This window comes from Geobacillus sp. 47C-IIb (assembly GCF_014679705.1).
Classification (GTDB): domain Bacteria; phylum Bacillota; class Bacilli; order Bacillales; family Anoxybacillaceae; genus Geobacillus; species Geobacillus thermodenitrificans.
In genome coordinates this window covers 461,863-484,135 of the sequence record NZ_CP061473.1, presented here as the reverse complement: position 1 = coordinate 484,135, position 22,273 = coordinate 461,863, and the positions used below count along the sequence as shown (strand labels likewise).

Here is a 22,273-nt window from a genome sequence, read left to right as displayed (position 1 = left end):
GATTAAATCCCCACTTTTTGAAAGAAATAATGGTTATCGATATGGACGCAGTTTGAACTGCGGTCATAATGCAAAGAAAATTCCTGCTGGATATACGGTTTCATTTGATTATAGTAGTATTCGTCGACTTCTGTATTCGTTGACAAGATAATGACCTGATTGGCAGCGATAGGCAAGTATTTTTGGATTAAGTTTTCTTTATGCGTCCGATCGAGGCGCCCGAACAATGTGTCTAGTACAAAAGGTATTTGCCGTTTGGACGCCTTTAATAAGGCCCAAAGCAGCGATAAAAAGAATAACTGCGTTTCCCCAGCTGACAGGGAATGCTTAAAAATAGGCCTGTTTGAGTGATTAAGCATTGTAAGCTCAAATGTTTGCGGGTCAATTTTAAACGAGTTTAAAAATTGGCCTTTACGCATCAAGGAATTAAACATTTGTAGAAAATATCTTTCTACCGTCCCTAGGTATTTTTTAACCTGCTCTTCTTGATAGCGAGATAAAACACGACTAAGCTTTTGGCACAACTCAAAAATGTTTTCATCTTTTTTCGCCTGACGAATCCGTTTTTGCAGTTTTTTCTTTTTTAGCAATCAGTTCCTGATAAAACTTCTCCGCTTCAAACAGCTTGGCTGTGTTGGCTTCAATTTCGTATTTGATTTGTTCATGAAGGCGGGCATGTTCGTTTAACTTGTTGATCATATCCTTTAACGATTCATCCGTCAAACTATGTTCGATCCGTTTTTTTAACGTATAGACTTCGTCAGTTAATTGATGAATCCTAGCGAACCATTCGTCAACCAGTTTTCCATCGAAACGACGCACGTGATTAAACAGATTTCTAATGGTTTGTTTTTGTTCAGAGTTCATTTGATGGATAAACTGGAACTGACCGAAATTGATGCCAACAGGTTTTATTGATTGAAACAGTTTCTCTTTCATTGCCTTGGCGAAAGAGGCCGCTGCTTCTCTTCCTTCGGAATCAGTAATGTGGAAATGGAGCGAAAGCTCCTTAAATAACAGCGGGAATGTTTCATTATTTAATTCCTCTTTCAATGCGTTGTACCTTTCAACGCGTTCCTCGGCCTCAATTTGTGTGATAGTTTGTTGCAGTAACTTCTGTGTAATGACAAAAGGCAGCAACTCCGCCGCTGCTTCTTTAATCTTTTCGGTGATATGCTTCTTTTCCTGCTCCATAAGAAAAATTTGCTCGTTTAAAGCTTCTCTCTCCCGGGCGATCATTCCTCCTTTGTTGGAGAATTCCTGTTCGAGCTCCCGGGTCTTAACTTGTATGTCTTTCATTTGCTCTTTTAGTTCAGCAATTCGTTTTTCAAGGCTGCGGATCACATTTTCCTGGTTGCGGAGGTCATATTCAATTTGTGTGTATTCCTTTTGCTCTTGGGTTAAGTTGGTAAAAATGTTGTCCTGCTTTAAATATTTAAGCAAATCCTCTTTTAACGTATCGAACAAGTCGAGATTGAATAACGTCATAAATGCCTCTTTTATATTTTGCTCAAATTGCGAGTCGAGGACATATTGTTGGACTCTTTCGCCATCGAAAAACAAAAAGTCAAACAGGCTCGGCGGTAAGTTGCGCCGCAAGAAGTGATTGAACTCTTCCATTTGGTTGTCGGTGAGCAGAGCATCATTTTTATAAATTTGTAGGTGCTCCTTGATTGTCTCTCCCGTTAGTTGCCATTGGCGAATAATATAGTAGTTTTCCGGCTCCCCGTTATTGTACAGGGTAAAATTCATTTCCACCCCTGCCATTTTATTTCCTTCGGCTCGAGAGTAGATATTGATTTTGTCCTTAACGAAATCTATATATTTTGCATTTGCTGATTTATATCCTAGAAACAATGGGCCGTAAAGCGCCAGCTTGATTGCGGATAAAAAGGTAGTTTTTCCTGTCCCGTTTTCTCCACCAATTAAAATAATGTTGGAGCGATCTTTTTGTTCCCGAAAATAAACTCATTTCGTCCGTAATAAATCCCAAAGTTTGTAATCACGAGTTTGTTAATTTGCATTGCTGTCACCTTGTAGATGTTCAAAATGTAGCCATTCTTCATTTAAGATTCGGTTAATGTCTTTTAGGATACCGTATCTATGTTTATAGCCGTAGTGACGAAATTCAAGATTGACTAATTTTTGTACGAGCTCAAATTCTACTTCTTCTTCATGACAAAGCTGTTTTAGAAGCTTAATGTCTTCGTTTTCTAGAAATTTGCTTTCCTCCACGTCCCAATTTGGACGATGGCCGTATACTTCTTCGTAAATTGATAAAACGGAGTCTTCCCAATCCCCTTTTTCAAACCAAATTTTGCGGATTTCTTTTAATTCCTCAATCGTGATGAGCTCGTATTTCGGATGATTAGGATGTTGTAGCTGCTTTTCGGTTTTCAGCAATTCTTTCAAAATTTCTTTGCGATGTTCAAGCGTATAAGGGCCTAGCCCTAGTCGTTTGTTTTCTTCATCGCCGATCAAGTATACTGAGCCATTTGCCCGTTTCTTTTCTCTATATTTTTCATTATCTCGGTTTTCTAAAAGCCAGTTTCTAAATCGTAAAAGGGGCATCAGCCATTCGTCTCCCGATTCAATAAATCCTTTCAACGATTTATCCTCTTGCACTACTGTGCATACCCAGCACCCAAAACGGCTATTGCCGCACGAAGGGGTTGAGTTGTCAATCACTAGAGGACATTCACCCTGGCTGTCTTGGTATAAGGCAAGCAAGTCAGCGTTGTCGGCTCCCCAAGGGTTGGGAACTTGCATTAAATAAGTCCAAACATCGTCAAGAGAAAAATCTTCAATTGGCGCATAAACATAAGAGTTTGGGAGCTTAGTATGACGGCGCAAAATTTTCCCCTCGACTTTATGTGTATTCATTACTTGCGCCCTTGTGGAGCTTTCCGACTTTCGCACGCCTAGTACGACAATTGTTTCACCAAATTCTGATACCTTATCTAAGATGAAGTTGTTAGCTGGGTCTATTTTTAGACGGTCTGTACACCATCTGAACTTCTGTCGGGGAGCTGGGTAGCCTCGGCCAATCAAGTTAACCCAGAAAGTATTTGAAATATTAGGTATTACTTTTTCAACATGAATCGGGAGTTCAAGTTCGTTAGCAGCTTTTTTCATTTTCAATAATTGTGTATCAATATGTTCAAGTATTTTTGGGTTTTCTACCATGGTATCAGACGAGATAATGTAGACAGGCTTTATCAACTCATTTTTACTCATGGATGCCAGTGCATAAAAAATAATCTGCACAACGACGGTCGAGTCTTTTCCACCGCTAAAGCCCACAACCCAAGGACGGTCATCTGATTTATACACATCTTGGACATTTTTATATAAATCTTCTTTTTTGTGTTTTAAAAAATAATGCAACCCCATTACTTTATACCCCTTTTAAAAATATAAAGATAATCAATTGTGTAAGCTTTATGTAACAAGTGGTTCGGTATATTATGTAAGTACATACATATAGTAAACAATTCGATAATACATAAGGAGTCTAATATAATATTTTAAAACATTAACTATATCACTTCAAGAAATGATCGTGCAATAAAAGTTGATGTTACAGATTTCTTCTACAATTTTCCTGTCCAAAAGGTTATAATGAAATCGCATCATCTTCTGATGAGAAAAGTAGGGGGTTACTATGGTAGAAAAGTGTGTAAAGTGCAACCGTCATGATGTTGAGTTGTTGAAAACAGGGGATTTACGCAAGAATCACATCGAACTGATGTGCGAGCAATGTATTCTCGCAATATATGAGGAGAGGATCAAAAGGGAAAATGTGGTGTGCGATGAGTGCGGAGGTGAGTTATATGTTTATATTGACGATGAAATGGTGTGGTTCGCCTGCATCCAAGACCCGGAGCATATGGGGGATGGGGAATATTTGCTCGAGCCGCTTGATCCGCCGGAAGGTGAAAGTTGGTTCTGACCTCTTGAATACCTAGAATCCATTTGGAGGGCAAGATAAGGTAGGATGACAAAGCTGTATGTCTCCCTACGCTGCTCTCCTTATTAATTATAGGTCGATATATAGGATAAGCTATCAATTTATTAGGAAATCGAGGTTAATGTTTCGATGCATGTATAGTTGAAGGAGTCGCTTTCTTATGAGCTGGGATTTAAAAGTCGGTGAAATGAGAGAAGTATATTTGACGGAGCAGCAACTTTGGCAAATGTTTAATTTCTTTTTTTCGCCCAAATCGAAGAATACGACTACCTACAAGTTTGGACTGATTAAATCGTTGATTGAGAACCTTTATAATGTCAATGAAAACTTAGAAGTGAGTTATTATCGTTTGTTTGAATCATTTACCAAAATCTATTGGAACCTAGTTGTGCATCATCGTTTGAGGCAAAGCAATCATCCGACAAAGAAATCAGCGGTAGAAATGATTTTGCTTCGATTTCAGCGTGAGCAACACATCCCAAATGACATGCGCTTTGACCAATTGCCGCCTGACCTTCAGTTGGCGATGATAGAAGAAGTGAAAAAAAGCGCCAAGCGTTATGTCATTGGAGCGTTGTATGGTGATTTCCGCGGGGTAATCTATACGTTTGATATAAAAGCGGAGTATATGCAACTAAACAGCGCTGTTTATCAATTTATGTTGAAATACCAAAAGGTGATTACATACTTAACCAACTATCACCTTGCCCTATATTTAGAAAAACATAATGAAGCTGAGGACACCATGCATATACTATTGAAAGTAGAGAATGTATCAAAACGTTCATCATTAGATAAGTTTTATCATATCCTTACTTCTTTTTTGGAGAAAAGGTGTTTTTATTGTGGCAAGTCATTGAGTGAACGAAGAAAGGCACATGTTGACCATTTCATTCCTTGGAGTTTTGTACAGGCAGATCACCTTTGGAATCTAGTATTAGCATGCAGCGAATGCAATTTGTCAAAAAGGGATCGGATAGCGGACGGCGTCTTTTTAACTTCTTTAATTGACCGAAACGAGAAATTAGGTTCTTTAAATGAGAGCATCATTAAAAGAGAGTTTGCAGTTTATCGGCCAGAGAATCTGCGAAAGCTATATGATTACTGTATAATCAATGGCTTTGAAAATCAATGGACACCGAAAAACCATCTTCGTGAATAGCCGGACGAATTTCATCGCATCGTTGGGAATCGTCCATCTCTCACTTTTTTCGACCTTGCTGCGGCTGTTGGATGTCCTTGTCCAGCTGGCTTAGTTTTTACATCACTTTATAAAAAATGAAAAGGAGTTGAGACGGTGGCTTTGGTTTGTTGGTCAATACCAGATTTTTGCAGAAAGGTCTCTGGCTGCTGTCTTTGTAAGGCAGCCCAAGCGTGGGGGATGCGGGATCGCTCGGTCCACTTCCCGTTGTGAGAGGGGATGCCCCGGAAAGCCCCCACCTCTAAGCGTGAGCGTAGGCGGTGGGAGGAGGCCATTGGAATCAAAAAGAAGGGGGGTGATCCGTATGTCAGCGATTTTCGCGTTTGTTGCAGGAACTCTTTCTTTCTTTTCTCCTTGTATTTTCCCGCTTATTCCTGCTTATGTCGCTCATTTGACAGGGACGAAAGTGGCAGAAAATAAAATTCAAGCCCGAAAACAGGAAATTGTTCTTCGCTCTCTTGCTTTTATTGGCGGATTCAGCATCATTTTTGTGCTGATGGGCGCAACGGCAAGCGCGATCGGGCAAATGTTGATTCAATATCGAGGATTGATGGAAAAACTCGCCGGTCTATTTATTATCGTATTTGGGCTGCAAATGGCGGGTGTTCTCTCCTTTCGTCTGCTGATGAAGGAAAAACGTTGGGATACAAGCGTGAATAAAACAAAAGGGTGGCTCAGTTCTGTATTTGTCGGAATGGCGTTCGCTGCGGGTTGGACCCCTTGTGTGGGATTGACACTGTCATCCATTTTGTTGTTGGCGAGTTCAACGGAAACGCTATATAGTGGAATGGCACTTCTCTTGCTTTATTCTCTCGGATTGGGCGTCCCGTTTTTGTTCATTTCTCTCGTCATGACAAAATCATTGCAAATTATCAAAAATGTGAACCGCTGGCTTCCGGTGTTGGCGAAAGTGAACGGCTGGTTGCTCGTTGTGCTTGGCGGTTTGCTTTATACGGGGCAGATGACGAAAATTAGCGCCTTGTTGTCGAGTTACTCGATCTTTTCGTTTTAGCGTGGGGGAGGGAGAAATTTGAAAAAAGCAGCCGTGGTATTGATGCTTCTCGTTTTGACAGGATGGGCGATCTACGATACATTTTTACAAAAAAACAACTTTGAGGAAAAAACAGAAGGAATGAGTAGCAGCCAAGCAGTTGAAGGAATTCAAGTGGGAAACAGGGCGCCTGATTTTGCGTTGCGAACGCTTGACGGAGAAGAAGTGCGACTGTCCGATTTTCGTGGAAAAAAAGTGATTGTGAACATGTGGGCAACATGGTGTCCGCCGTGCCGTGCAGAAATGCCGGATATGCAAACGTTTTATGAAGAATACAAAAATCAAGGAGTAGAGATTGTAGCGGTGAACTTGACTAAATCGGAGAAGAATTCGGAACAGGTGGCGCGCTTCATTGAAGAGTACGGTATTACATTTACAGTGGTTCTCGATGAAAAAGGAGAGGTATCCAAACGATACCAAGCTGAGGCGATTCCGACAAGCTATGTAATTGATTCAGAGGGAATCATACGGAATAAAATGATTGGACCAATGAGCAAAGATTGGATGGTGAAGCAGATGAAGCAAATGGACTAAATCAAAGGCAAAGGAGACAGTGAGGATGGAAAAGGAACAACGACAGACGACGGAGGATTCGAAATATATTCAACAACATTTGGCGAACGAGCGGACTTTTCTCGCTTGGATTCGTACGTCGATCGCGGTGGTCGGGATCGCGTTTTTGGTTATCAATTTGCATGAAAAGTCAACGAGCAGCACATTGTCTACGGTGATTGTCCAATGGATCGGAGTGTTGGCGGTCGTTATTTCAATCTGCACGATTATGTTTTCAACTGCTAGTTATGTTATAAAAACAAAACAAATTAATGAGCAGACATTCCGGCCGTCACGTCCGTTAATTTGATTTTTAGCGGCCTTGTTGTTGTTGATTACCGGATTGTTCGGTTACTATTTTTTATCTTGCTTTGATGGTATGGGAAACTTCAACAAGTTTCCGGCAGGCTGGCGGTTAGGGTACCAATGTCCATGAGTGAAATGATTCAACTTTTCACCAAAAGCGAAGGTTGAAACGAAAGGGACAGGTCATTCGCTCCGGTCTTTTGATCAACATACTGTTGCACATTTCATTTGATCGAGGGATATAAAAATACCCTTTCTTTTTTTGGGATCAAACACTGAAAAAGCAGCGAAAACAACGCTGCTTTTTTTGTTGACAAACGAAAAACCATTCGATAATATAGTTAGTGAAATACACATACGTGTATATGTATATAGCTGAGTTGAGTACTCAAACATAATCGGGAAAATATTCGAGGAGGTTGTTTTTGTTGAAAGTGGCGATTATTGCAGCGAACAGCGGGTTGTTTGATGCGTACAAGGTGTTTAACATTGCGACAGCGGCTGCGGCGGCAGACGCAGAAGTCGGTGTGTTTTTCACGTTTGAAGGGTTGAACCTTATCCATAAAGAGGCGCACAAACAATTGCCGATTCCTGAAGGGAAAGAGCATTTCCAACAAGGGTTTCAAAAAGCGAACATTCCATCGATTACCGAGTTGCTTCAAATGGCGCAAGAAATGGGTGTCAAGCTGATCGCTTGCCAAATGACGATGGATGTCATGGGGCTTGATAAAGACCAATTCGTCGATGGCGTTGAGGTGGCGGGAGCGGCGACGTTCCTGCAGTTTGCGAAAGACGCCGATATTACATTGGCCTTCTAATAAGGGAGAGGAGGAAGGAGAGTATGGCACAAGTCACTGTCTATACCACAACGACATGCCCGTATTGTGTCATGGCGAAAAATTTTTTGCGCGCTCAAGGGATTCCGTTTAAGGAAGTGAATGTCGAAGTTGATCCGGAAGCAGCGCGGAAGCTAGTGGAAACAACTGGGCAAATGGGCGTACCACAAATCGAAATCGGCGGTCGTTGGGTGCTCGGGTATGATCCGGATGCCATTATGGCACTGTGGAACCAAACGAATCATCGTTGAGAATAACGTATCGTTCACGAAAACTATGCGAGTAGGAGGGGATAAGGTTGGCAAAAACGATTTCGGTCAAAGAGATCGCCAATAAGATCATTGGCGGCGAGGAGCTATTCATTGTCGACGCCCGCAATCCCGAAGATTTTGCTGATTGGCGTATTGAAGGAAAAGGAGTCGAAGTCGTCAACATTCCGTATTTTGAAGTGTTGGATGGCATTGAACCATATTTGGACCGTTTACCGAAAGAGAAAAGCAAAACGATTTATGCCGTTTGTGCGAAGGGCGGCTCGTCGGAGTTTGTGGCTGAGCAGCTGGAGGCGGCAGGCTATGTGAACGCCTATTCGATCGAAGGCGGGATGAAGGCGTGGAGCGAACATTTGGAGCCGGTGAAAATCGGTGACCTGAAAAGCGGAGGGGCGATTTACCAATTCGTCCGCCTTGGCAAAGGGTGTCTTTCGTACCTCGTTGAGTCCAATGGTGAAGGAGCTTTGATTGACACCAATCGCATGACGGATGAATATGTTCGCTTTGCGGAAGAACGAGGCATTACGATCAAACATGTGTTGGATACCCATTTGCATGCTGACCATATTTCCGGTGGCCGCAAATTGGCGGAGCAACTAGGTGCAACGTATTACTTGCCGCCAAAAGATGCGGAAGAAGTGACGTTTGCTTACACGCCGATTCAAGACGGTGATCGCATTCGCGTAGGTCATGTCGTGATTGAAGCACTATACTCACCGGGACATACGATTGGCAGTACATCGTTTATTGTAGATGATCAATATTTATTAACTGGCGATATTTTGTTTGTTGATTCGATCGGACGCCCAGATTTGGCAGGGAAAGCGCAAGACTGGGTGAGCGATCTGCGGGAAACCCTTTATCGTCGCTATAAACAATTGGCGGACGATTTAATTGTGTTGCCAGCCCATTATATGAGGCCGAAGGAAATGAACGAGGACGGCAGTGTCGCTGAGCGGTTGGGGGTTTTGTATAAGAAAAATCACGGACTGAATATTTCTAGTGACGAAGAGTTTCGTCGTACCGTGACAGAAAACTTGCCGCCGCAACCGAACGCTTATCAGGAAATTCGTCAGACCAATATGGGAAAACTGCATCCGACAGAAGACGAACAACGGGAAATGGAAATCGGTCCAAACCGTTGCGCCGTTCGATAAAAACGAAGCCGGCGTTTTCGAATGCCGGCTTTTTTCATCGGCTTGAAAAGTCGAGATTTCGTGGTTCTTGAAACCAAACCGCGCAGTGGTTGTTTCTTCAATTGAGAAATCTTATGAATAATATGTTGGTGAAGGGCGAAACAAAGAATATGATTAAAATGAAAAGTCGGGAATAGGAGGGGAACAAATGACAGGGCATCGTTTTCATCATGAACATGCCGAACGGTTATTGGATCCAAAGCGCAAAGAATGGATCGATCCGGAGAAGGCGATTTCGATATTGTCAGTGAAACCGGACGACACGATTATGGATCTAGGGGCTGGGAACGGCTATTTCACAATTCCTTTGGCGCAAGCAACAAATGGGAACGTATATGCGGTTGACGTGCAGCCTGAGATGATCGAATTGCTAAAGCAGCGGGCGCAACAGCTAGGGATGACGAACATACAGTACCAAGTCGCGGATGTCGTTTCGACGTCGCTCTCTTCCCGCTCCATCGATAAAGGCATCATGGCGTTTGTCTTTCATGAAGTGGAACAAAAAGATGCTGCCATTGACGAAATTCGCCGTGTGATGAAACCGGATGGGACGTTTCTTTTGATTGAATGGGAAGCGATAGAAAGCGAAATGGGGCCGCCCTTGCATGAGCGCATTCCGTCCGATCAGTTGCTTTCCTATATGAAACAAAAAGCGGGGCATGTGGAACTTGTCCGTTTCCATCCAGCTGTCTATGGCTTGTTGATTCGTTGGACGTAATCGGATTCTTTAGAGGGTGGATGATCGAACCGAGCACGCAGTGCAACAATGCCCTTCTTGATTTGAGGAGTTTTATTTTTGAGCTTCGTTCTTCTTGGTATCACTGGCCTTTTAGAAGGCCGGTGAATAATGGGGACTATAAGGGATGAAAAACTGACGTGACAAGGTTTCTCCATTTGAGAAATATTGCTGGAGAACAGAATGTTTCGTTACATCACCAGCTTTTTTAGAAGGCTGGGGAAAAACTACGGTTTCCTTGTTTGTGGGAAACAAGGCGTTTGGAAATACATTCTTGTTTATTATATACTGTTTAGGGTATATAATCACTTTGCATAGGTGAAGAAGAGGAGGGGGAGCTGTTGATTGGGGGCAGTTTGTTGCTGATTTTTCTCATTGTGTTAGTCGTAGCGCTGTATCGACGCTATGGTCCTGTAAAAGGTGTTTTGTGTCTTCCAGTCGATCAAGTGTCGAATCGCTTGCTTATTGTCGATTTGCGTGATTATAATGAAGTCAATGACCATGTTTTTCGTCACGCCCTGCATATTCCGGTCGCCTATATTAAACGGCAGGTGCCGTCCATTCCTCGGCAGCCGTTGCATGTCGTGGCCCAAGATGCGGTCGAAAAAAATGTTGGCATTCGGCTGCTGCGCAACTACGGTTATGAGGTGAAAAGCTACTCAATCGCGGCTTGTGATTGCCGAAAAAGGAGGCGAACAAATCGATGGAATACAATAAAGAAATCAAAAACCGCTTAAAGCGGATTGAAGGACAAATTAAAGGCGTCCTCGGCATGATGGAACAAGGCAAAGACTGCAAGAGCGTCGTTTCCCAGCTGTCGGCGGCGCGCAATGCCATTGATCGCGCCATTGCCGTCATCGTCAGCACCAATTTGGAACATTGCCTGCGGGAAAGCATGGAAAAAGGAGAAAGCACAGACCATCTCGTCAAAGAAGCCGTCGAACTATTAGTAAAAAGCCGTTAATACGTTGATCAACAAAAAAGATGTTGACAACGTTCTTTTTCTTGTAGTAATATACCCATAGGGGTAATGGTAATAAACTTTATCTAACTAAGGAGGTCATCAATGATGAATGTAGCAAAAGTATTGGACGCCAAAGGATTGGCTTGCCCGATGCCGGTGGTAAGAGCGAAAAAAGCGATGGATGAATTGCAATCGGGTCAAGTGCTTGAGGTGCATACGACCGATAAAGGTGCGAAAAACGATTTGCCGGCATGGGCGAAAGCAAGTGGCCATACAGTTATTGATATGAAAGAAGAAAATGGCGTGTTGATGTTCTGGATTCAAAAAGGATAATTTTTATTGGTTTATATACCTGTATAGGTATATGAAGGAGGCAACGAGATGACACAGCCGAAGAAAAAGACGACGATCATCTTGTTCAGCGGCGACTATGACAAAGCGATGGCCGCTTACATCATCGCCAACGGCGCCGCGGCTTACGATCATGACGTGACGATTTTCCATACGTTTTGGGGGCTGAACGCCTTGCGGAAAGAGGCACCCGTTCCGGTGCAAAAAGGGTTTCTTGAAAAGATGTTCGCCAAAATGATGCCGCGCGGCGCCGACCGCATGGGATTGTCGCGCATGAATTTTGCCGGCATCGGCTCGAAGCTGATCAAAAAGGTAATCAAAAAGCATAACGCCATGCCGCTTCCACAGCTGATCGAGATGGCGAAAGAGCAGGGTGTGAAGCTTGTCGCCTGTCAAATGACGGTCGATTTGCTTGGGCTGAAACCGGAAGAATTGATCGACGGCATTGAGTTTGCGGGGGTGGCTGCGTATTTGGCTGATGCTTCCGAAGGAAATGTGAACCTATTCATTTAATCATCTTAACTCGCGAGGGAATCGTATGGTACAAACAGTGATCAACATTATCCTGTTCGCTTTGCTTGCTTGGTTTCTCGCTAGTCGTTTCATTCCGCCGAAAGGAGTGCAGATGATCACAACGGCGGAGTTAAAGCGGCGATTGAAACAATCTGGTGTGCAATATATTGACGTGCGCACTCCGATGGAGTTTCGTTCTTTCCACTTGCCGGGCTTTCGCAACATCCCGCTGCACGAATTGGCTGCACGCGCTCGCGAACTATCGAAAGAAAAAGAAGTGGTGGTCATTTGCCAAAGCGGGATGCGAAGCCAAAAAGCAAGCAAATGGTTAAAGAAAATGGGATTTCAGCATGTGACGAACGTCAAAGGCGGCTTAAACGCCTGGCAGTAGAGGAGGATGACGATGAAAACCATTACGCCGAAAGAGGTGGAAGAACGGCTTCGTGCCGGAGAGTCACTTCGGATCATTGACGTGCGCGAGCCGGATGAAGTGGCCGCAGGAAAAATTCCGGGAGCGGTCAACATTCCGCTCGGTTTGATTGAGTTCCGCATGCATGAATTGGATAAAAAGAAAGAATACATTCTTGTCTGTCGTTCCGGCGGCCGAAGCGGTCGTGCGGGAGAGTTTCTTGACAGCCGTGGTTACCGCGTCGTCAACATGACAGGAGGCATGCTGGCCTGGGAAGGGCCTGTCGAATAAACCATAGGGAGGAAATCAGTCAAATGATCAAAGTGGATATGATTGTCGATGCGAAAGGACTGTCCTGTCCGATGCCGATTGTCCGCACGAAAAAGGCCATCGGTGAGCTGCAGTCAGGCCAAGTACTGGAAGTGCAGGCGACGGATAAGGGGTCCAAGGCCGATATGAAAGCGTGGGCGGAAAGCACAGGACATCAATATTTAGGGACGATTGAAGAAGATGGGGTGTTGAAACATTATATTCGCAAGTCAGCGGAACATGAAACACGTAACGAAGTGACATTCCCTCATGTCGTATCGAATGAACAACTGCAAGAAAAATTTCACGATCCGGATTCGTTCGTCTTGGATGTCCGTGAACCGGCGGAGTATGCGTTCGGCCATATTCCGGGGGCGGTTTCGATTCCGCTCGGGGATCTTGACAGCCGAATGGCAGAGCTTCCGAAAGACAAAACGATTTATGTCGTATGCCGCACAGGGACACGGAGCGATTTGGCCGCGCAAAAGCTGGCTGAAAACGGATTTGACCGTGTGCGGAACGTCATTCCAGGCATGTCGCAGTGGAATGGGCCGCTTGATTCCGCTCAATCATAATTGAGCGGCCTTTTTTAACAAACTAATATACACTAGGGGGTATATAAACATGATGAAAGAAATGACTGTGCAACAAATGACGGAAAAGGTGTTAAACAAAGAATCGTTGTTTATCTTGGATGTTCGCAATGAAAGTGATTTTCGCGATTGGAAAATCGAAGGGGAAAACTTCGCGTATTTGAACGTACCGTATTTTGAGTTGGTTGACGGAGTTGACTCCATTGTCGACCGTCTTCCGAAAGACCAAGACATCGTCGTCGTGTGCGCGAAGGGTGGATCGGCGGCATTTGTCGCTGAGCAGCTGGCAGAAGCCGGGTTTGACAACGTGTATACGCTCGCCGGCGGGATGCAGGCGTGGAGCGAGCATCTCCATCAAGCCAAGGTATACGAAGATGATCAATTAAAAATTTACCAATTCATTCGTGTCGGCAAAGGATGTCTGTCGTACATGGTCCTCTCCGGCGACGAAGCACTTGTTGTCGATCCACTCCGGTTCATTGATGTGTACGAACAAGTCGCCCAACAAGAAGGAGTAACGATCACGCATATCGTGGACTCGCACTTGCATGCCGATCACTTATCCGGAGGCAAAGCGCTGGCCGAACGAACGGGAGCAGCATATTACTTGATGAAAAGCGAAGGGGCGGTGTTCGATTTTGAGCCGCTTGAGCAACATGAAACGATCGACTTTGAAAACGTCCATCTTGAAGTGCTGGCGGTGAAAACGCCGGGTCATACGCCAGGCAGCGTCTCGTTCTTCGTCAATGGCAAATGGTTGTTCTCAGGTGACACCATCTTTGTCGGTGGTCTCGGACGCCCGGACCTTGGCGGCAAAGTGGCCGAATGGGCGGAAGATTTGTATCACACCGTATATGAAAAAGTGGCGGCCATGGCTGATGATGTCATCGTCTTGCCGGCGCACTACGCGAACTTAGATGAAGAAATCAACGCGGAGGGGTATGTCGGTGATACGCTGGGCCGCATCCGTGCCCGCAATGAGATGATGCAAAACAAAGCGAAAGACGAATTCATCGATCTCGTCATCCAAGGCGCCAAGACGGAAACCCCGCCGAACTTTGAAGACATTGTTGCCATCAACCGCGGTCTCAAAACGGTGGATATCGAAACACAACGGGAGCTTGAGATCGGTCCGAACCGCTGCGCGCTGCATCATACTCATGCCTAATGGGCGGTTGCTTAGGTAGAGGGGGATGTGCTGAACAGATCCCCCTCGTTTTTCAATGAAGATCAAGAGAGGAGGCGTAAAAGGTGGACATATCGCTTCAGTTTATCATTGTCATCTTTTTGATCGGCTTTATCGGCTCCTTTATTTCCGGTATGGTCGGTATTGGTGGATCCATTATTAAATATCCAATGCTTTTATACCTCCCGCCGTTGTTTGGGCTCGCAGCATTCAGCGCCCATGAAGTATCCGGTATTAGCGCCGTGCAAGTGTTTTTCGCGACGATCGGCGGCGTATGGGCGTACCGGAAGGGCGGCTACTTGAATAAATCGCTCATTTTGTATATGGGGGCAAGCATTTTAATTGGCAGTTTCGTCGGCGGCTATGGCTCGAAGCTAATGAGTGAAGGAGCGATGAACGTTGTCTACGGCGTGCTGGCGGCGTTGGCAGCGATCATGATGTTTGTGCCGAAAAAAGGGATCGATGACATTCCGCTCGACCAAGTGACATTCAACAAATGGCTGGCGGCCGTCTTGGCGTTTCTCATTGGCATCGGGTCCGGCATCGTCGGGGCGGCGGGGGCATTTCTACTTGTACCCGTCATGCTCGTTGTCTTGAAAATTCCGACTCGAATGACGATCGCTACTTCTTTGGCGGTGACGTTCATTTCCTCGATCGGCTCGACGTTCGGGAAAATCGCTACGGGTCAAGTGGACTACATTCCAGCGTTGATTATGGTCATCGCAAGTTTGCTTGCTTCACCGCTCGGGGCGAAAGCCGGACAAAAGATGAATACGAAAGTGTTACAAGTGATCTTGGCAGTATTGATTTTGGCGACAGCAGTGAAAATTTGGGTGGATATTTTATGAGTGGATCGATGGACGACGGAAAACGATATGTGTGAAGGCGAAAACGGATCATGCTTCGCCTTTTATTTTTTACAAATCTGTTTGGGCATGATAAACAGTGGGAAACTATTCACGAAGGGAAGAATAAGCAATGTTTCATTACACGATTCACGTAACAACAGGTTTGAACGAAACGATCGAGCGTTTGGAAGAACACTTGAAACAAGAAGGGTTTGGCGTGCTCTGGCGGTTTAGCGTCACGGAGAAGCTGCAAGAAAAAGGACTTGATTTTTCTACGCCGATGGTCATTTTAGAAGTGTGCAATCCGCAAGAAGCGGCGCGGGTGTTAAGTGAAAATCTCTTAGTCGGTTATTTTTTGCCGTGTAAAATCGTCGTCTATGTGGAAAACGGAGTGACAAAAATCGGCATGCCGAAACCGACGATGCTTGTCGGCATGGTCAGTGAACCGACGCTTGAAAAGTTGGCGGCTGATATCGAAAAGCGGTTGATCGCTTGCATCGACCGGTGCCGTTGATGGAGCGAGAAAGGGAAAACGATGGCTTCCCTTGGCAAATGAACGCCGTAATGGTGATATTGAACGAAGAGAAGGTGTCCCATCTTTTGGGGGACACCTTCTTCTGTACAGATAGGCTTGAGCTTGCTGCCGATTTCTTTTGCAGCGAGACTCCTTGCAAGGGGAATTGAACCAAGGATGGCAGGGCGTATTTACACTTTCTCCACTCCGGACGCTTTTTTCCATTCTTCCTGCCGCATCGTTGGCAGTGCTTGAGCGTCTTGTTTCAACTCGCGGTGCACAATCTCGTTTGGGTCGAGTCCGTTGCCGAGGGTGCCGTACACATGACCTTGCTTCGGCTCGATGAGCTCGCTATGTTCGTAGTAGATGCGCGGCGTTTTCCAAAGCGCGGCCAACGCTTTTTTCATCGGCATTTCATGGTAGCGGTCCGGCCACATTTGTTTGATATGTTCTTTCACGAGTGGATAATACTTCGAGCTCATCGCCGGAAAAAGATGATGCTCGGTATGATACGAGAAATTGAAGTGGAGAACATCCACCCACTTCGGTACGGTGACGGATAAGCTGTTCGCCAACGGGTCGTTGACCGGCACTAACGGATTGAGACGGTGATTGGTCGAGATGTAGCCCATGACGATCATGTTGGCGATCAGCAGCGGAAGTAAAAACGCGAACCACCACTTTTCCCAGCCGATCAGCCATAGCAACCCAAGCCAAGTCATCCACGGCAAGAAAAATTGAAGCAGGACAACGGCGCGGTTTTTCCAACGAAAATCTCGGAAAAAGGAAAACAACATCCGAATCGAGTGAACGGTAAACATTACCGACAAGGAGCTGAACGCGAAAAAGGCGCGGATCGGGAATGGAATGCGGTATACCCAGCGCAACAGACGGCTTTTCGCCAATTGTTCCATACTTGGCCAAGCGTCAGGGTCTTTTTCTTCATGTTGGGTATGCACATGGTGGGTGGCGTTATGCCATTTTCGCCATAGCTTCGGCCCGGTGCAGAGCGGCCAAAAGGCGATCGCCCCGAGCAGATCGCGCAACCACGGCGTTTTGACGACCGTGCCGTGCAATATTTCATGGCCTAAAAATCCTAATGCGGCAAAACTGAAACCGAGCACAACAGAAATGAGGAGGTTCCATATTGGATGAAGAGACAGAAGTGACACAGCGAGGATGCCGCCAGTAACCAATAAGAAATAAGCCAACCCTCCAAACAAACGGGACTTCACAGGTTGAAACGCTTTTTTCGGCAAATGCGGGGCAATTTTCGCCGCATACCAACCGAACGGGTGAAAATCATTCATTTATGAGTCTCCTTCCAAACTACTCTTCACGTGACACGCTGTGGTGAAAATCTACTCGCGTTTTCGCCACGCGAAGATTGAATGAGGTGATCAAAAAAGCGGCTTTCGATCCCTCAATAAATATGGAAGGATCCAGGAAGCTTTTCGTCGTTATAAACTCCATTATACCACTTTTTGGTTTGTTTTGTCTATAAGGGAATAAAAAATGTAGTTGGGGAATCGGGCTAGCTACAACATCATAAACAACGTCCCCGCGGTGATGAGCAGCCCCCCGATCACGACTTTTGCTGACATCGCTTTGCCGAGAAACATGGCAAACAAAATCGTCAACACTAAGCTTGACTTGTCGATGGCCGAGACACGGGACACATCACTGATTTGGATCGCTTTGTAAAAACAAAGCCATGATAATCCCATTGCTACTCCAGACAATCATAAAAACCACCAGCTCTTGGTGGAAATGGCTTTGATGCCGTGATGAGCGCCTGTCATCCAAACGATGCCCCAGGCAAGCACAAGTACGACCGCGGTGCGAATGGCAGTTGCCAAGTTCGAATTGGCGTTTTCGATACCGATTTTCGCCAGCACCGATGTCAGCGTAGCAAATACCGCCGCTAGCAAGGCATAAACGATCCACATACACATCCCTTCGCTCTCATTGAGAATCTTTCTCATCTGTTATACTATGAAAAGCCGGAAGATTTCACGTTTTTTCCATCGTTTTGTTATAATAGGGGAGCGGCCAAGAGGACGGTTGGAGCGGAAAGCAAGCTGCTATGGTTTGCGGGCAGCGACAGAGAATAGCGAAAGAGAGAGGGATGAATGGATGCTGATTGCTTTAGATATGGACGGAACGCTATTAAACGGGGAAGGAAAAATTAGCGAGCAAAACCGCAAGGCGATCATGGCTGCGCAAGCACAAGGTCATCTCGTCGCTGTCGTCACCGGACGGGCGCGCAAAGATGCGCTCGCCCCGCTTCGCGAGGCGGGGCTCGTCTGTCCGATTGCCAGCTTAAACGGAGCGATCGTGACGCTTGAAGACGGTACCGTCATCAGCCAAGCGCCGCTTGAGCGAACGGTGATCCGTCATGCGCTGGATTGGGTGCGTGAACAGTCTGATTTGTATTGCGAGACGTACGTAGGTGATGAGGTGTACGTCGGCTTGCACAACCGCGCCCAATGGGAGGCGCTCGCTTTGGAGAAGACCGAGGTGGCGCCAGAGGTGAAATGGATTGTGATGAAACAGTTTCAACAGGCGCGGGTGACGTACGTCGATGACATCCGCACGGTGTGGGACGACCCGAAGCGGGTGATCTATAAGCTGCTGATTTTCTCCCTTGACCGCGAACGTCTGCGCGATGCGGCGTCCCACTTTGACCCGCTGCCGGGCGTGACGGTCACGTCATCGCATCCGCACAACATTGAGGTGAACAACGAACGGGCGACGAAAGGGGAAGCGCTCAAGCAGCTTGCCTCCCATTACGGCATCGATTTGCGCAATACGGTCGTCTTTGGCGACAGCCATAACGACTTGTCAATGTTTGAGGTCGCGGGATGTCGTGTCGCCATGGCCAACGCCGCCCCGGAACTGAAAGCCACATGCGACTTCGTCACCCTCTCCCATGAGGAAGACGGCGTAGCGGCAGGGCTCGAGCAAGTGCTTGTGCGGCGGTGAATGGTCATCGGCTGCCCGGTTTGCACACCCCAAAATGGCCGGAAAAACGGCAGGGGTGTGCAAGCCTCTTTTTCTTTCGTTTATCGAAATATTTCGTTGATTGATCAATGGTTTGGACGATTGACGATTTTGGTCAGTCGCGCAAGTTAACATAACCACATTTTATTTTTTGAGGGGGTGAAAGGGGTGTGCAAAATGGCCCCTTGCCGCCTTAGAAAATCAATGGTAAAATGAAGGAGCTGTTGAAAGAGATAGGCCTCGTTTAGAGGATTGAAACACATCCAATCCACAAGGCTGTATAATTCGGACGCCAGTTGAAAGAGAAAGGCCTCGCTAGGGGATTGGAACATCGTCTTCTTGACAGAGAACGAACAAAGTCCTTAGCATGCTCTGAAAGAAGCGGGCCTCGCTCAGAAGACTTGCAGCTCCTTCCTTCTTCTTTGGGGAAGGGTGTTTTTATGGTGAAAAACGATATGCTGCGTTGGGAGAAAATGAATGAGTTCGTCTGGACGATGGCGTTTGTAATTTTTGGACAATCAAAGTGTGACAAGCATCGTTCAGGCGTGTGTTTCTTACTTTCCTGCCAGCCAATGCTGGCGGAATTTTTTATGGAAAGGCTTAAATAGGATTGTTGATATTTAATTTTTGGGAACGTACATTCTGTGATGCGGTGATCATTATAGAATTTAAAATGCGTTGATTGGACAAACATCACATTTGCCAAATGGTTTATATTGGGGCGTCTGTACAAACCAGTTTGATGAGCAATGGAAAATTGCTACTTGGACAATCAGTTCAAGAGAAGTTATGGAAAAATAATGTGAGTTCGAAGCATTAAGAAGGCAACTGGATGATAATAAATAGAAAGAACATATTCGTGTTAAAAAATCTTTTGCATCGCCATTCTACATATCGCAAAGTTTTCTGTAGTGTAGATATTTACCGAACTGGTGCTTGAGGAAAATTATATTGTTACAAAAAAAGAACTTCCAGTAATCGGAAGTTTTTTTATTCATGATCAACATTGGACTGTAACAGACCCTAAAATCACTTTATTGGGTAATTTTGGGAAAGACACAAGATCTTTTTGACCGGCTTATTTCATTATTTGGATACGGTTAAAAGGCCAACAAATGATGTTTGCCTCGCCAACAACATCATCCATTGGAATGGCCCCAATATGACGACTGTCCTTGCTGTTTCTTCTATTATCCCCCATGACAAATAAATAGCCTTCAGGAACAGTGCTTCTACCGATTGGAGTGTCCTTTAGAGTAAACGACTCCGTAAGGGGGAGACCAGATTTGTTTTGCTTTTTGTATTCATCTAGATAAGGTTCTTTATAAGCTTTCCCATTTATATATAAAGTATCATTTTTATACTCAATGCGATCCCGGGTAACCCAATGATGCGTTTTATGTAATCCTTTTTGTCTTTTGTATGGAATACAATAATATCAAACCTTTCCGGTTTTACAAAAGAATATTTGATTTTGTTTACAATCATACGATCTTGGTCGTGTAGTGTAGGCATCATGGATTGTCCTTCTACCACAAACGGTGCAAATAGGAAGTACCGAACAGAAGAAGCTAATAAAATGGCAATAATGATTGTCTTCATCCATCCCCAAAACTCACTTTTCTTTTTCCCCATTATGTTCACCCTTAACTCTTGGATCAAAAAAACACCCACAATCCTTGAGTTGACTAGGCTTATGGGTGCTTAGTTTGCCTAGTGACTGTCAAACTGGGGGATAATAACTTATAGCTAACTTGTTGTTTCTTAATTATTTTGTAAACTCTGGTACGATGACTGTCGAAGAAGAACTAGCAGAAATATGTAATCCTGAAGGCAGCGTGACGGACTTTTCAACTGATGCTCCAAACGTTTGAGGAGCCAATTCTTGAATGGGGCTGCTTTGGTCATACGATTCCGTTGGGCTCGAAATTGATACCGATACCTGACCTTGTATGACTGGTGGTTCCATATGATCCGTATATCCGAAGAAAGAGGATAAAAATGGGAAGATCAAAAGTGCTCCCGTTCCCTTCATCAATATCCCTCCTCAGTTCATATCCATCATATTCCAAACACGATTATGATTATTGCAAAAAGAGCAGAGATCAATCTTTGACCTCATTGTCCATGTTTCATGCAAAACAAAACTGTCCATTTTCTCACGGCATCTGACTTCAGAAACTCTGCTTTTCATGGAGTGGCTTGCATGGTAGGCTGGTTGCCTACCATGCAAGCAGAGGCTCTATGCCCCCCTGATCAGGGAAAGGGGACATGTTATTTCAGGAGTCCGCCAAGCAGACCGCCTAATCCATTCGTCAGAGATTGAACGGACGAAGCCAAGCCATAGCTGCCGCTAGTGGACGCGGAGGCAGACAGACCGTTCGGACCGCTGAGGCTCGCATTGGTGTTGTATGTACCACCAAGAACGCCTCCAACAAGACCGGTTACGCCATTTTGATTATTCGTATACGTGGAACCAGCTTGAATCTCAAAGTTCGGGCCAGTGGCACTCACGACACTGCCGCTCGATACATTGGTCTCTCCGACTAAACTATTCACGGCTCCCAGTACGTCGCCAAGACCTGCTGCGGAAGCTGGCGCTGCATTTCCCGCTACGAAACTACCCGCCAGTAACATCGCCGAAATGCCAACCGTTTTGACCAACTTTTTCATGATCATTCCCCTTCCTTTTCAGAATGTTATTTTAATGATTGACCTAGACTGTTCAATAACCCGCCAATCGATTGAACGGAAGAGGCAAGCCCCCAGCTGCCGCTTGCAGATGTGCTGGCGGAATACCCGGCATACGATACCGAAGCGGAAGTTCCGCTCGTTCCCCCTAACACTCCACCGCTGAGCAATCCGGTTAATCCCGATTGTTCAGTCGAGTTCACTGCTTGTGCTGTGACCGTGACTCCATCCACCTTCAAACTAGCGCCACTTTGCACCTCCACTTTCGTGCTGCCTATTAATTGGTTGACCGCTCCAAGAACGCTGCCGAGTCCACCATCCGGAGCATTCGATGGTTGCTCTGCAGCAAAAGCGGAGCCCATCCCTCCCATGAGGATGGCTGTGGATAAGCCAGCGGATAAAATGAGTTTCTTCATGTTTCCTACCACCTTTCTGATAGATTGGTTGAAGAAGCACCGAAAACATCATATCACCATACGTCAAAATTTTCCATAGGAAAAAGGATATTTTACTATTTAACCAAAATATTTACATAAATAGGATAATAATGTAAACAAGTTAATATTATTGCAAATATGTTTTTTGTCGATCAAACCTTTTAGCAAAGCCTAGGAAGAGCCGATATTTCTTCACTCAGTAAGCGGTGTACCGGTGCTTTCGTCTCTTTTTAGTTCGGGTCCCTGCGGCGATGGAATAGCCAGCTGACAGTCGGAAAGGCTCAGTGACGGTAAAACCAGCTGCCAAATCTTTTGTCTTTCGGCTCGATCCAGCCTGT

30 protein-coding genes and 1 pseudogene are annotated in these 22,273 nt (G+C 45.3%); 21 read left to right on the top strand and 10 right to left on the bottom strand.

Features of this window, described 5'->3' with window-relative positions; all coding sequences use genetic code 11:
* Positions 1-2 precede the first annotated feature (2 nt).
* The 3 genes from IC804_RS18425 to dndC form a co-directional block, all read right to left on the bottom strand.
* A complete protein-coding gene (locus tag IC804_RS18425; RefSeq protein WP_223812876.1) occupies positions 3-590 on the bottom strand; it encodes a hypothetical protein in 588 nt (195 codons plus the stop codon).
* Positions 538-1,881, bottom strand: coding sequence for a hypothetical protein (locus IC804_RS02355; protein ID WP_255505916.1), 1,344 nt, complete (start codon positions 1,879-1,881; stop codon positions 538-540). Before IC804_RS02355 ends, IC804_RS18425 begins: the two co-directional genes overlap by 53 nt.
* A gap of 132 nt (positions 1,882-2,013) precedes the next feature.
* Entirely contained in the window at positions 2,014-3,393 is a 1,380-nt protein-coding gene (gene dndC, locus IC804_RS02350; RefSeq protein ID WP_190300654.1) for a DNA phosphorothioation system sulfurtransferase DndC, read from the bottom strand.
* 271 nt (positions 3,394-3,664) lie between these two features.
* Between dndC and IC804_RS02345 the strand changes: the two genes are divergently transcribed.
* From IC804_RS02345 to IC804_RS02255, 19 genes are all read left to right on the top strand, one after another.
* Positions 3,665-3,952: a hypothetical protein gene (locus tag IC804_RS02345; RefSeq protein ID WP_081157508.1), complete on the top strand. Its 288-nt coding sequence runs from the start codon at positions 3,665-3,667 to the stop codon at positions 3,950-3,952.
* A 178-nt stretch (positions 3,953-4,130) separates the two neighbouring features.
* Positions 4,131-5,132 carry an HNH endonuclease gene (locus tag IC804_RS02340; protein WP_081157509.1) on the top strand — a complete coding sequence of 334 codons (1,002 nt, stop codon included), beginning with the start codon at positions 4,131-4,133 and terminating at the stop codon, positions 5,130-5,132.
* Between the two features lie 343 nt (positions 5,133-5,475).
* Positions 5,476-6,183 carry a cytochrome c biogenesis CcdA family protein gene (locus tag IC804_RS02335; protein WP_081157510.1) on the top strand — a complete coding sequence of 236 codons (708 nt, stop codon included), beginning with the start codon at positions 5,476-5,478 and terminating at the stop codon, positions 6,181-6,183.
* 18 nt (positions 6,184-6,201) lie between these two features.
* Positions 6,202-6,756, top strand: a complete 555-nt coding sequence (locus tag IC804_RS02330; protein ID WP_081157511.1) for a TlpA disulfide reductase family protein — start codon at positions 6,202-6,204, stop codon at positions 6,754-6,756.
* Positions 6,757-6,781: 25 nt separating this feature from the next.
* Positions 6,782-7,084 carry a YidH family protein gene (locus IC804_RS02325; protein WP_081157512.1) on the top strand — a complete coding sequence of 101 codons (303 nt, stop codon included), beginning with the start codon at positions 6,782-6,784 and terminating at the stop codon, positions 7,082-7,084.
* A gap of 424 nt (positions 7,085-7,508) precedes the next feature.
* The gene (locus IC804_RS02320; RefSeq protein ID WP_081157524.1) at positions 7,509-7,898 is read left to right on the top strand and encodes a DsrE/DsrF/DrsH-like family protein; all 390 of its coding nucleotides are present in this window, start codon (positions 7,509-7,511) and stop codon (positions 7,896-7,898) included.
* A 23-nt stretch (positions 7,899-7,921) separates the two neighbouring features.
* The gene (locus IC804_RS02315) at positions 7,922-8,167 is read left to right on the top strand and encodes a glutaredoxin family protein (protein ID WP_081157513.1); all 246 of its coding nucleotides are present in this window, start codon (positions 7,922-7,924) and stop codon (positions 8,165-8,167) included.
* 47 nt (positions 8,168-8,214) lie between these two features.
* Positions 8,215-9,342 carry an MBL fold metallo-hydrolase gene (locus tag IC804_RS02310; RefSeq protein ID WP_081157514.1) on the top strand — a complete coding sequence of 376 codons (1,128 nt, stop codon included), beginning with the start codon at positions 8,215-8,217 and terminating at the stop codon, positions 9,340-9,342.
* A 187-nt stretch (positions 9,343-9,529) separates the two neighbouring features.
* Entirely contained in the window at positions 9,530-10,099 is a 570-nt protein-coding gene (locus IC804_RS02305; RefSeq protein ID WP_081157515.1) for a class I SAM-dependent methyltransferase, read from the top strand.
* A gap of 359 nt (positions 10,100-10,458) precedes the next feature.
* On the top strand, positions 10,459-10,854 hold the full coding sequence (locus IC804_RS02300; protein WP_369802850.1) for a rhodanese-like domain-containing protein: 396 nt from the start codon (positions 10,459-10,461) through the stop codon (positions 10,852-10,854).
* Positions 10,821-11,081: a metal-sensitive transcriptional regulator gene (locus tag IC804_RS02295; RefSeq protein ID WP_081157517.1), complete on the top strand. Its 261-nt coding sequence runs from the start codon at positions 10,821-10,823 to the stop codon at positions 11,079-11,081. Before IC804_RS02300 ends, IC804_RS02295 begins: the two co-directional genes overlap by 34 nt.
* Positions 11,082-11,186: 105 nt before the next feature.
* On the top strand, positions 11,187-11,414 hold the full coding sequence (locus tag IC804_RS02290; protein WP_029761633.1) for a sulfurtransferase TusA family protein: 228 nt from the start codon (positions 11,187-11,189) through the stop codon (positions 11,412-11,414).
* A gap of 48 nt (positions 11,415-11,462) precedes the next feature.
* Positions 11,463-11,945 carry a DsrE/DsrF/DrsH-like family protein gene (locus IC804_RS02285; RefSeq protein WP_081157518.1) on the top strand — a complete coding sequence of 161 codons (483 nt, stop codon included), beginning with the start codon at positions 11,463-11,465 and terminating at the stop codon, positions 11,943-11,945.
* Between the two features lie 25 nt (positions 11,946-11,970).
* A complete protein-coding gene (locus IC804_RS02280) occupies positions 11,971-12,336 on the top strand; it encodes a rhodanese-like domain-containing protein (RefSeq protein WP_008880546.1) in 366 nt (121 codons plus the stop codon).
* A 12-nt stretch (positions 12,337-12,348) separates the two neighbouring features.
* On the top strand, positions 12,349-12,645 hold the full coding sequence (locus IC804_RS02275) for a rhodanese-like domain-containing protein (RefSeq protein ID WP_008880547.1): 297 nt from the start codon (positions 12,349-12,351) through the stop codon (positions 12,643-12,645).
* Positions 12,646-12,668: 23 nt separating this feature from the next.
* Positions 12,669-13,238, top strand: coding sequence for a sulfurtransferase TusA family protein (locus tag IC804_RS02270; RefSeq protein WP_008880548.1), 570 nt, complete (start codon positions 12,669-12,671; stop codon positions 13,236-13,238).
* A 49-nt stretch (positions 13,239-13,287) separates the two neighbouring features.
* Positions 13,288-14,424 carry an MBL fold metallo-hydrolase gene (locus tag IC804_RS02265; RefSeq protein WP_060475977.1) on the top strand — a complete coding sequence of 379 codons (1,137 nt, stop codon included), beginning with the start codon at positions 13,288-13,290 and terminating at the stop codon, positions 14,422-14,424.
* Between the two features lie 83 nt (positions 14,425-14,507).
* Positions 14,508-15,290, top strand: a complete 783-nt coding sequence (locus IC804_RS02260; protein WP_081157519.1) for a sulfite exporter TauE/SafE family protein — start codon at positions 14,508-14,510, stop codon at positions 15,288-15,290.
* A 130-nt stretch (positions 15,291-15,420) separates the two neighbouring features.
* On the top strand, positions 15,421-15,804 hold the full coding sequence (locus tag IC804_RS02255) for a DUF302 domain-containing protein (RefSeq protein WP_081157520.1): 384 nt from the start codon (positions 15,421-15,423) through the stop codon (positions 15,802-15,804).
* Between the two features lie 191 nt (positions 15,805-15,995).
* Here IC804_RS02255 and IC804_RS02250 read toward each other — a convergent pair whose 3' ends face one another.
* The 3 genes from IC804_RS02250 to IC804_RS18415 form a co-directional block, all read right to left on the bottom strand.
* Positions 15,996-17,114 carry a Delta(10) desaturase DesB gene (locus IC804_RS02250; RefSeq protein WP_060475975.1) on the bottom strand — a complete coding sequence of 373 codons (1,119 nt, stop codon included), beginning with the start codon at positions 17,112-17,114 and terminating at the stop codon, positions 15,996-15,998.
* Between the two features lie 228 nt (positions 17,115-17,342).
* Positions 17,343-17,546 (bottom strand): EamA family transporter, encoded by a 204-nt coding sequence (locus tag IC804_RS18420; protein ID WP_223812875.1) that lies wholly within the window; start codon positions 17,544-17,546, stop codon positions 17,343-17,345.
* Entirely contained in the window at positions 17,547-17,753 is a 207-nt protein-coding gene (locus IC804_RS18415) for an EamA family transporter (protein ID WP_223812874.1), read from the bottom strand. It lies immediately after the preceding gene.
* A 187-nt stretch (positions 17,754-17,940) separates the two neighbouring features.
* Between IC804_RS18415 and IC804_RS02240 the strand changes: the two genes are divergently transcribed.
* Positions 17,941-18,789: a Cof-type HAD-IIB family hydrolase gene (locus tag IC804_RS02240; RefSeq protein WP_081157522.1), complete on the top strand. Its 849-nt coding sequence runs from the start codon at positions 17,941-17,943 to the stop codon at positions 18,787-18,789.
* 458 nt (positions 18,790-19,247) lie between these two features.
* Complete coding sequence (locus tag IC804_RS02235) at positions 19,248-19,415, top strand: hypothetical protein (RefSeq protein WP_155121015.1); 168 nt, start codon at positions 19,248-19,250, stop codon at positions 19,413-19,415.
* Between the two features lie 470 nt (positions 19,416-19,885).
* On the opposite strand, the pseudogene lepB reads toward IC804_RS02235, so the two are convergent.
* The 4 genes and pseudogenes from lepB to IC804_RS02215 all read right to left on the bottom strand — a co-directional run bounded on the left by lepB (position 19,886) and on the right by IC804_RS02215 (position 21,914).
* Positions 19,886-20,442, bottom strand: a pseudogene (lepB, locus tag IC804_RS02230) (signal peptidase I).
* A 133-nt stretch (positions 20,443-20,575) separates the two neighbouring features.
* A complete protein-coding gene (locus tag IC804_RS02225; RefSeq protein WP_008880557.1) occupies positions 20,576-20,842 on the bottom strand; it encodes a hypothetical protein in 267 nt (88 codons plus the stop codon).
* Between the two features lie 239 nt (positions 20,843-21,081).
* Entirely contained in the window at positions 21,082-21,366 is a 285-nt protein-coding gene (locus tag IC804_RS02220; RefSeq protein ID WP_223812873.1) for a hypothetical protein, read from the bottom strand.
* Positions 21,367-21,506: 140 nt separating this feature from the next.
* Positions 21,507-21,914: a hypothetical protein gene (locus tag IC804_RS02215; protein WP_011887613.1), complete on the bottom strand. Its 408-nt coding sequence runs from the start codon at positions 21,912-21,914 to the stop codon at positions 21,507-21,509.
* Between the last annotated feature and the right edge of the window lie 359 nt (positions 21,915-22,273).